Below are 11,653 nucleotides of genomic sequence, written 5' to 3' on the forward strand. Positions count from 1 at the left end.
CACCGTTAAAATGTAGGTTCCCTGAGAAAGACCAGTTAGGTCTTCTGTTGCTTGTCCGCTCGACCAACTGTAAGAAAACGGCGCTGTTCCGCCACTAACCGTTACATTGATCGCTCCATCCGATGCGCCATTACAGCTCGCGTTCGTTTGATTATCCACCGTAATAGAAGGACCGTTTTGATCATTCAGGTTCACCGTAATACTTTGTACGCAGTTATTCGCATCGGTTACAATTAAAGTGTAGCTGCCAGCGGCTTTGCCTGAAAGATCTTCGGTAGTTTCACCACTTGACCAGGCATAAGTATAAGGCGCGGTTCCTCCAACTACACTGATATCAATCGAACCGTTTGAGAGATTACAAGTCGGATCAGTATGGACTTCTGAAAGCACCAGCGCTAAAGGCTCGGTAAGTGTCACACTGGCTGTGGCCTGACAGTTGTTCGCATCGGTTACCGTTAAGATGTAGGCTCCCTGAGAAAGACCAGTTAGGTCTTCTGTTGCCTGGCCGCTTGACCAACTATAAGAGAAAGGTGCTGTGCCCCCACTAATCGTTACATTGATCGCGCCATTTGCTCCTCCGTTACAGCTGACATTCGTTTGGTTGTCCACCGTAATAGCAGGACCGTTTTGATCATTCAGGTTCACCGTAATACTTTGTACGCAGTTATTCGCATCGGTCACAGTCAGTGTATAATTTCCAGAAGCAATAGCCGAAAGGTCTTCGGTGGCCTCACCGTTTGACCAGACATAAGTATATGGCGCGGTTCCTCCAACTACACTGATATCAATCGAACCGTTTGAGAGATTACAAGTCGGATCAGTATGGACTTCTGAAAGCACCAGCGCTAAAGGCTCGGTAAGTGTCACACTGGCTGTGGCCTGACAGTTGTTCGCATCGGTTACCGTTAAGGTGTAGGCTCCCTGAGAAAGACCAGCTAGGTCTTCTGTTGCCTGGCCGCTTGACCAACTATAAGAGAAAGGTGCTGTGCCCCCACTAATCGTTACATTGATCGCGCCATTTGCTCCTCCGTTACAGCTGACATTCGTTTGGTTGTCCACCGTAATAGCAGGACCGTTTTGATCATTCAGGTTCACCGTAATACTTTGTACGCAGTTATTCGCATCGGTCACAGTCAGTGTATAATTTCCAGAAGCAATAGCCGAAAGGTCTTCGGTGGCCTCACCGTTTGACCAGACATAAGTAAATGGCGCGGTTCCTCCAACTACACTGATATCAATCGAACCGTTTGAGAGGTTACATGTCGGATCAGTATGGGCTTCTGAAAGTACCAGTGCTAAAGGCTCGGTAAGTGTCACACTGGCTGTGGCCTGACAGTTGTTCGCATCGGTCACTGTTAAGGTGTAGGCTCCCTGAGAAAGTCCAGTTAAATCTTCTATCGCCTGACCGCTCGACCAGCTATAAGAGAAAGGCGCTGTGCCGCCCGTTATGGTTACATTGATCACCCCATCCGCTGCCCCGTTACAGCTTGCGTTCGTTTGGTTATCCACCGTAATTGAAGGACCTGCCACATCATTCAAAGTAACTGTTATATTCTTCGCGCAGTTATTGGCATCGGTCACAGTTAAAGTGAAGCTGCCAGCGGCTTTGCCTGAAAGATCTTCGGTAGTTTCACCACTTGACCAGGCATAAGAGAACGGTGCTGTTCCTCCTGCAACCGACACATCAATGGTTCCAGTCGATTGGTTACAAGCCGGTTCAGTATGAGTCTCTGAAAGACTGATTACCAAAGGTTCAGTCAAGGTTACGCTGGTTGTAGCCTGGCAGTTATTAGCATCCGTTACCGTTAAGGTGTAGGTTCCCTGAGAAAGACCGGTTAGGTCTTCTGTCGCCTGACCGCTCGACCAGCTATAGTTATACGGAGCGGTACCACCACTTACCGTTACATTGATCGCACCATCCGATGCACCATTACAGCTGACATTCGTTTGGTTGTCCACCGTAATTGAAGGACCTGCCACATCATTTAAAGTAACCGTTATATTCTTCGCGCAGTTATTGGCATCCGTTACTGTTAAAGTGTATGAACCGGCAGCAATAGCGCTTAAGTCTTCGATCGCCTGACCGCTTGACCAACTGTAGGTATATGGCGCGGTTCCTCCAACTACACTGATATCAATCGACCCGTTTGAGAGATTACAAGTCGGATCAGTATGGGCTTCTGAAAGTACCAGTGCTAAAGGCTCTGTAAGTGTCACACTGGCTGTGGCCTGACAGTTGTTCGCATCGGTCACTGTTAAGGTGTAGGTTCCCTGAGAAAGACCAGTTAGGTCTTCTGTTGCCTGGCCGCTTGACCAACTATAAGAGAAAGGTGCCGTTCCGCCCGTTATGGTTACGTTGATCGCACCATCCGATGCCCCATTACAGCTGACATTTGTTTGGTTGTCTACTGTAACTGAAGGGCCAGCCAAATCATTCAAAGTAACCGTTATATTCTTCGAACAGTTATTAGCATCCGTTACTGTTAAAGTGTATGAACCGGCAGCAATAGCGCTTAAGTCTTCGATCGCCTGACCGCTTGACCAACTGTAGGTATATGGCGCGGTTCCTCCACTTATGGTAATATCAATCGACCCGTTTGAGAGATTACAAGTCGGATCAATATGGGCTTCTGAAAGTACCAGTGCTAAAGGCTCTGTAAGTGTCACACTGGCTGTGGCCTGACAGTTGTTCGCATCGGTTACCGTTAAGGTGTAAGTTCCCTGAGAAAGTCCAGTTAAATCTTCTATCGCCTGACCACTTGACCAGCTATACGAATAAGGCGCTGTTCCGCCCGTTACCGTTACATTGATCGCTCCATCCGAAGCGCCATTACAGCTGACATTCGTTTGGTTGTCCACCGTAATGGCCGGACCTGCCACATCATTCAAAGTAACTGTTATATTCTTCGAACAGTTATTAGCATCCGTTACGGTTAAAGTGTATGAACCGGCAGCAATAGCGCTTAAGTCTTCGATCGCCTGACCGCTTAACCAACTGTAGGTATATGGTGCAGTTCCTCCAACTACACTAATATCAATTGAACCGTTTGAGAGATTACAAGTCGGATCAGTATGGGCTTCTGAAAGTACCAATGCTAAAGGCTCTGTAAGTGTCACATTGGCTGTGGCCTGACAGTTGTTCGCATCGGTTACCGTTAAGGTGTAGGTTCCCTGAGAAAGACCGGTTAGGTCTTCTATCGCCTGACCACTTGACCAGCTATAGTTATACGGAGCGGTACCACCACTTACCGTTACATTGATTGCACCATCCGATGCGCCATTACAACTTACATTCGTTTGATTATCCACTGTAATTGAAGGACCTGCCACATCATTTAAAGTAACAGCTATATTTTCCGAACAATTGTTCGCATCCGTAACTGTTAAAGTATACGAACCAGCGGCTTTGCCGGAAAGATCTTCAGTGGCCTCACCACTTGACCAGCTATAGCTATAAGGCGCTGTGCCACCTACAACCGACACATCAATAGCGCCTGTAGACTGGTTACAAGCTGGATTTGTATGAGTCTCCGAAAGACTGATTGCCAGAGGTTCAGTTAAAGTGACGCTGGCCGTGGCCTGACAGTTATTGGCATCGGTTACCGTTAAAATATAGGTACCTGCAACTAGTGTTGCAATGTCCTCGGTCGCCTGTCCACCCGACCAACTATAGGTATAAGGAGCAGTTCCACTGCTTACTGTTACATTGATCGCTCCATTTGTTCCGCCATTACAGCTAATATTTGTTTGATTATCCACTGTAATTGAAGGACCTGCCACATCATTTAAAGTAACAGCTATATTTTCCGAACAATTGTTCGCATCCGTAACTGTTAAAGTATACGAACCAGCGGCTTTGCCGGAAAGATCTTCAGTGGCCTCACCACTTGACCAGCTATAGGTGAAAGGTGCTGTTCCACCTGCAACCGACACATCAATAGCGCCTGTAGACTGGTTACAAGCTGGATTTGTATGAGTCTCCGAAAGACTGATTGCCTGAGGTTCAGTTAAGGTGACGCTGGCGGTGACCTCACAATTATTGGCATCAGTCACAGTTAAGGTGTAAGTGCCCTGAGAAAGACCAGAAATATCTTCTGTCGCCTGACCGTTTGACCAACTGTACGAATAAGGTGCTGTTCCTCCCGTTACCGTTACATTGATTGCGCCATCGTCTCCTCCGTTACAACTTACATTCGTTTGGGTATCCACTGTAATGGATGGCCCTGTTTCATCATTCAATATTACTGTAATACTTTGGGAACAATTATTCGCGTCGGTTACAGTTAATGTATAACTTCCGGGAGGCTCACTGGAAATACTTTCTGTCGACTTGCCATTATTCCAATTATATGAATATGGAGCTGTTCCTCCTGTAATAGCTACATTTATAGCTCCAGTAGCTTGGGAACAGGTAGCATTAGTATGAATTTCACTTAAAATAAGAGTTTGTGGTTCTGCAATAATAACACTGGCAGTGGCCGAGCAATTATTTAAATCCGTTACCGTCAAATTATAAGTTCCAGCAACCAAACCAGCTAAATCTTCAGCAGCCGTATTGAAACCATTAGGTCCAGTCCAACTATAAGTTAAAGTGCCTGTGCCACTGGCTGTAATATCAATGGCTCCATTTGAGTCTCCAAAGCAGGTAACGTTAATTTGATTATCTACTGTAATTACCGGCCCCGACTGTTCATTCAGGTTTACTGTAATATTTTGCGAGCAATTATTGGCGTCTGTCACTATAAGTGTGTAGCTGCCTGCAGTTTTATTTGAAATATCTTCGGAATTTTCTCCACTCGACCAATTGTATGAATATGGAGGTGTTCCTCCTGTTACCGTTACATCAATAACTCCTGTAGCCAAATTACACGCAGCATCGGCATGAACTTCAGAGAGGGTAAGAACCGGGGGCTCCGCAATTACAACCGAAGTTGATGCCTGGCAATTATTTGCATCAGTTACTGTAAGTGTATATGTACCTCCTGAAAGGTTTGAAATGTCTTCAGTTACTGCATTAAATCCATTTGGACCACTCCAAGTATAATTTAAAGGACCAACACCAGTAGCATCAATATTAATTGAACCACTTGACAGTCCATTACATAAATTATTAGTTTGACCCAATACAGTTACCACCGGACCATTCTGATCACTCAAATCCACATTAATTAACTGTGAACAATTATTGACGTCCGTTACGGTAAGCGTATAGGTGCCGGCTGCAAGATTTGAAATATCTTCTATTGCCTGACCATTATTCCAACTATATGAATAAGGGGCTATACCTCCGCTTACACTAATATCAATACTACCTGTTGACTGATTACAAGCTGGGTTTATATGTGTTTGTGCCAAATTGATGGCAGAAGGAGCAGCATCTATCGTTACACTATTTGCAGGTGAAATACATCCGTCTAAATTCTTAACTGAAATATTATAAGATCCGGCGGCAAGGTTTCCAAAATCAGGTGAGATCTGATAGTTAGTTCCATCTATAGAATAGGTTAGTCCAATACCAAGTGGTGAAATAACATGAGCTTCTCCAACTTCACCAAAACATAAAGGTTGAATAATATTAACCTGAGGAATTGCCGGACTTAACAATGGAGAATTAACCGTTACTGTGGTTACCTGAGATATACATCCATCCGTATTTCTGGCAGTTAATGAATAGCTTCCTGTTGATAAATTACTAAAAATTACCCCCGACTGATAATTCACCCCATCAATTGAATATTCCAGATTCAAAGGAGATGTTACAGTTAAAATAGCTGTAGAAACCAAACAAGTTGGTTGAACAATTAGATACGTTGGAGTTGAAGGAGTTGTAGGTTGAGCATCAATAGTAACAGTCGTTGCAGTCGACACACAGCCCTGGGCATTACGTACAGTTAGATTATAATTGGTTGCAGTAAGTCCGTTAAAGGTTAGTCCTGACTGGTAATTCGTGCCATCAATTGAGTATTCCAAACCTGCTCCCACTGGGGCAGTCACGGTAATTGAGCCGGTCGCTACCAAACAGGTTGGCTGAACGGTACTGGCTGTTGGCGCTACCGGAGTTGACGGTTGAATATCGATAGTAACAGTAGTTGCCAACGACACACAACCTTGGGCGTTGCGAACAGTTAAGTTATAATTGTTTGCAGCAAGTCCGTTAAATGTAGGTCCTGCTTGGTAGTTCGTGCCATCAATCGAATACTCCAATCCTGCCCCTATTGGGCTTGCAACCGTAATTGAACCGGTTGCCACCAAACAAGTTGGTTGAACAGTACTGGCCATAGGTGCGGCCGGTGTTGACGGTTGAATATCGATAGTAACAACCGTTGCCAACGACACACAGCCTTGGGCGTTTCTTACAGTTAGATTATAGGTAGTAGAAGTAAGTCCGTTAAAGGTTAGTCCTGACTGGTAATTCGTGCCATCAATTGAATACTCGAGGCCTGCTCCCAGCGGTGCAGTCACAGTAATTGAACCGGTAGCTAACAAACAGGTTGGTTGAACGGTGCTAGCTGTTGGCGCTGCAGGTGTAGCCGGTTGAGCATCAATAGTAACTGAGGTCACCGTCGACACGCAGCCTTGCGCGTTTCTTACCGTTAGATTGTAAGTAGTGGAAGTAAGACCGGTAAAGGTTAGTCCAGCCTGGTAATTCGTTCCATCAATTGAATACTCCAAACCTGCTCCGAGTGGGGCAGTCACGGTAATTGAACCGGTCGCTACCAAACAAGTCGGCTGAACGGTAGTAGCTGTTGGTGCTGCAGGCGTAGCTGGTTGAGCATCAATGGTAACTGAAGTTCCAGTCGACACACAACCTTGGGCGTTGCGAACAGTTAAGTTATAATTGTTTGAAGCAAGTCCGTTAAATGTAGTTCCTGCCTGGTAGTTCGTACCATCAATTGAGTATTCCAAACCAGCTCCTGTTGGGCTTGTAACCGTAATTGAACCGGTTGCCACTAAACAAGTTGACTGAACAGTAGTAGCTGTTGGTGCTGCAGGCGTAGCTGGTTGAGCATCAATAGTAACTGAGGTCACCGTCGACACGCAGCCTTGCGCGTTTCTTACCGTTAGAGTGTAGGTAGTAGAAGTAAGTCCGTTAAATACAGTTCCTGCCTGGTAGTTCGTACCATCAATTGAGTATTCTAGTCCTGCTCCCAGTGGGGCAGTTACTGTAATTGAACCGGTCGCTACCAAACAAGTTGGCTGAACAGTAGTAGCCGTAGGTGCTGCCGGTGTTGATGGTTGAGCATCAATAGTAACAGCCGTTGCCAACAACACACAGCCTTGGGCATTACGTACAGTTAGATTATAATTGTTTGCAGCAAGACCTGTAAAAGTCACTCCTGCCTGGTAGTTCGAGCCATCAATCGAATACTCCAATCCTGCCCCTATTGGGGCAGTCACGGTAATTGAACCGGTTGTTACCAAACAAGTTGGCTGAACAGTAGTAGCTGTTGGTACTGCAGGCGTAGCTGGTTGAGCATCAATAGTAATAGCCGTTGCCAACGACACACAACCTTGGGCATTTCTTACGGTTAAATTATAATTGTTTGAAGCAAGTCCGTTAAATGTAGTTCCTGCCTGGTAGTTCGTACCATCAATTGAGTATTCCAAACCAGCTCCTGTTGGGCTTGTAACCGTAATTGAACCGGTTGCCACTAAACAAGTTGGCTGAAGAGTAGTAGCTGTTGGTGTTGCCGGAGTAGCCGGTTGAGTGTTGATCGTAATTGAAGTTGCAGTCGACACACAGCCTTGGGCATTTCTTACGGTTAAATTATAATTGTTTGAAGCAAGACCCGTAAAGGTCACCCCTGCCTGATAATTCGCACCATCAATCGAGTATTCCAAACCTGCTCCAAGTGGGGCAGTCACGGTAATTGAACCGGTCGCTACAAAACAGGTTGGCTGAACGGTACTGGCTGTTGGCGCTACCGGAGTTGACGGTTGAATATCGATAGTAACAGTAGTTGCCAACGACACACAACCTTGGGCGTTGCGAACAGTTAAGTTATAATTGTTTGCAGCAAGTCCGTTAAATGTAGTTCCTGCCTGGTAGTTCGTACCATCAATCGAATATTCCAGCCCTGCTCCTGTTGGGCTGGTAACGGTAATTGAACCGGTTGCCACCAAACAAGTCGGCTGAACAGTAGTTACTGTTGGTGCTGCAGGCGTAGCTGGTTGAGCATCAATGGTAACTGAAGTTGCAGTCGACACACAGCCTTGCGCGTTTCTTACCGTTAAATTGTAGGTAGTGGAAGTAAGACCGGTAAAGGTTAGTCCAGCCTGGTAGTTCGTACCATCAATCGAGTATTCCAAACCTGCTCCAAGTGGGGCAGTCACGGTAATTGAACCGATCGCTACCAAACAGGTTGGCTGAACGGTACTGGCTGTTGGCGCTACCGGAGTTGACGGTTGAATATCGATAGTAACAGTAGTTGCCAACGACACACAACCTTGGGCGTTGCGAACAGTTAAGTTATAATTGTTTGCAGCAAGTCCGTTAAAGGTTAGTCCTGCCTGGTAATTCGTTCCATCAATCGAATATTCCAGCCCTGCTCCTGTTGGGCTGGTCACCGTAATTGAACCGGTTGGTAACAAACAGGTTGGTTGAACTGTAGTAGCCGTAGGTGCTGCAGGTGTAGCTGGTTGAGTGTTGATCGTAACGGAAGTCGCAGTCGACACACAGCCTTGGGCGTTTCTTACAATTAGAGTGTAGGTAGTAGAAGTAAGTCCGTTAAAGGTCACCCCTGCCTGGTAATTCGCACCATCAATCGAATATTCCAGCCCTGCTCCTGTTGGGCTGGTAACGGTAATTGAACCGGTCGCTACCAAACAGGTTGGCTGAACGGTACTGGCTGTTGGCGCTACCGGAGTTGACGGTTGAATATCGATAGTAACAGTAGTTGCCAACGACACACAACCTTGGGCGTTGCGAACAGTTAAGTTATAATTGTTTGCAGCAAGTCCGTTAAATGTAGTTCCTGCCTGGTAGTTCGTACCATCAATCGAATATTCCAGCCCTGCTCCTGTTGGGCTGGTAACGGTAATTGAACCGGTCGCTACCAAACAAGTCGGCTGAACAGTAGATACTGTTGGTGCTAATGGAGTAGCTGGTTGAGCATCGATGGTAACTGAAGTTCCAGTCGACACACAGCCTTGTGCGTTTCTTACAGTTAGAGTGTAGGTAGTAGAAGTAAGTCCGTTAAATGTAGTTCCTGCCTGGTAATTGGCGCCATCAATTGAGTATTCTAGTCCTGCTCCAATTGGGGCAGTCACGGTAATTGAACCGTTCGCCACTAAACAAGTTGGCTGAACAGTAGTAGCTGTTGGTACTGCAGGAGTAGCCGGTTGAATATCGATAGTAACAGTAGTTGCCAACGACACACAACCCTGGGCATTACGTACAGTTAGATTATAATTGTTTGCAGCAAGACCTGTAAAAGTCACTCCTGACTGGTAGTTCGTGCCATCAATCGAATACTCCAATCCTGCCCCTGTTGGGCTTGCAACCGTAATTGAACCGGTTGCCACTAAACAAGTTGGCTGAACAGTAGTAGCCGTAGGTGCTGTCGGTGTTGTAGGTTGAATATCAATAGTAACAGCTGTTGACAACGACACACAACCTTGGGCATTTCTTACGGTTAAATTATAATTGTTTGAAGCAAGACCCGTAAAGGTCACCCCTGCCTGATAATTCGCACCATCAATCGAGTATTCCAAACCTGCTCCGAGTGGGGCAGTCACGGTAATTGAACCGGTCGCTACCAAACAAGTTGGCTGAACAGTACTGGCTGTTGGCGCTACCGGAGTTGACGGTTGAATATCGATAGTAACAGTAGTTGCCAACGACACACAACCTTGGGCGTTGCGAACAGTTAAGTTATAATTGTTTGCAGCAAGTCCGTTAAAGGTTATTCCTGTCTGGTAGTTCGTACCATCAATTGAGTATTCCAAACCTGCTCCAAGTGGGGCAGTTACTGTAATTGAACCGGTCGCTACCAAACAAGTTGGCTGAACAGTAGATACTGTTGGTGCTAATGGAGTAGCTGGTTGAGCATCGATGGTAACTGAAGTTCCAGTCGACACACAGCCCTGGGAATTGCGTACAGTTAGATTATAATTGTTTGCAGCAAGTCCGTTAAAGGTTACCCCTGCCTGATAATTCGTACCATCAATCGAGTATTCGAGGCCTGCGCCCACTGGGGCAGTCACGGTAATTGAACCGGTTGTTACCAAACAAGTTGGCTGAACAGTAGTAGCTGTTGGTGCTGTCGGTGTTGACGGTTGAGCATCAATAGTAACAGCTGTTGACAACGACACACAACCTTGTGCGTTGCGAACAGTTAGAGTGTAGGTAGCAGAAGTAAGTCCGTTAAAGGTTAGTCCAGCCTGGTAATTCGTTCCATCAATTGAATACTCCAAACCTGCTCCGGTTGGGGCAGTCACGGTAATTGAACCGGTCGCTACCAAACAAGTTGGCTGAACAGTAGTAGCTGTTGGCGCTACCGGTGTTGACGGTTGAGCATCAATAGTAACAGCCGTTGCCAACGACACACAGCCTTGGGCGTTGCGAACAGTTAAATTATAATTGTTTACAGCAAGACCGTTAAAGGTTATTCCTGTCTGGTAGTTCGTACCATCAATTGAGTATTCCAAACCTGCTCCAAGTGGGGCAGTTACTGTAATTGAACCGGTCGCTACCAAACAAGTTGGCTGAACAGTAGTAGCCGTAGGTGCTGTCGGTGTTGTAGGTTGAATATCAATAGTAACAGCTGTTGACAACGACACACAACCTTGGGCATTTCTTACGGTTAAATTATAATTGTTTGAAGCAAGACCCGTAAAGGTCACCCCTGCCTGATAATTCGCACCATCAATCGAGTATTCCAGTCCTGCTCCTGTTGGGCTTGTAACCGTAATTGAACCGGTCGCTACCAAACAGGTTGGCTGAACGGTAGTAGCTGTTGGCGCTACCGGTGTTGACGGTTGAGCATCAATAGTAACAGCCGTTGCCAACGACACACAACCTTGGGCGTTGCGAACAGTTAAGTTATAATTGTTTGCAGCAAGTCCGTTAAATGTAGTTCCTGCCTGGTAATTCGTTCCATCAATTGAATACTCCAAACCTGCTCCGGTTGGGGCAGTCACGGTAATTGAACCGGTCGCTACCAAACAAGTTGGCTGAACAGTAGTAGCTGTTGGTGCTGCAGGCGTAGCTGGTTGAGCATCAATGGTAACAGCCGTTACCAAGGACACACAACCTTGGGCATTGCGTACAGTTAGATTATAAGCAGCGGAAGGAAGTCCGCTAAAGGTTACTCCTGCCTGGTAGTTCGTTCCATCAATTGAATACTCCAAACCTGCTCCGGTTGGGGCAGTCACGGTAATTGAACCGGTCGCTACCAAACAAGTTGGCTGAACAGTAGTAGCTGTTGGCGCTACCGGTGTTGACGGTTGAGCATCAATAGTAACAGCCGTTGCCAACGACACACAGCCTTGGGCGTTGCGAACAGTTAAATTATAATTGTTTACAGCAAGACCGTTAAAGGTTATTCCTGTCTGGTAGTTCGTACCATCAATTGAGTATTCCAAACCTGCTCCAAGTGGGGCAGTTACTGTAATTGAACCGGTCGCTACCAAACAAGTTGGCTGAACAGTA

The 11,653-nt window shown here is 46.2% G+C and carries 1 protein-coding gene; it reads right to left on the bottom strand.

Going from position 1 to position 11,653, the window contains the following annotated elements; genetic code table 11:
• On the bottom strand, positions 1–11,653 hold an 11,653-nt coding region (locus C3K47_RS19190; RefSeq protein ID WP_103790786.1), incomplete at both ends, for a beta strand repeat-containing protein.

The organism is Solitalea longa, assembly GCF_002920915.1.
Lineage (GTDB): Bacteria > Bacteroidota > Bacteroidia > Sphingobacteriales > Sphingobacteriaceae > Solitalea > Solitalea longa.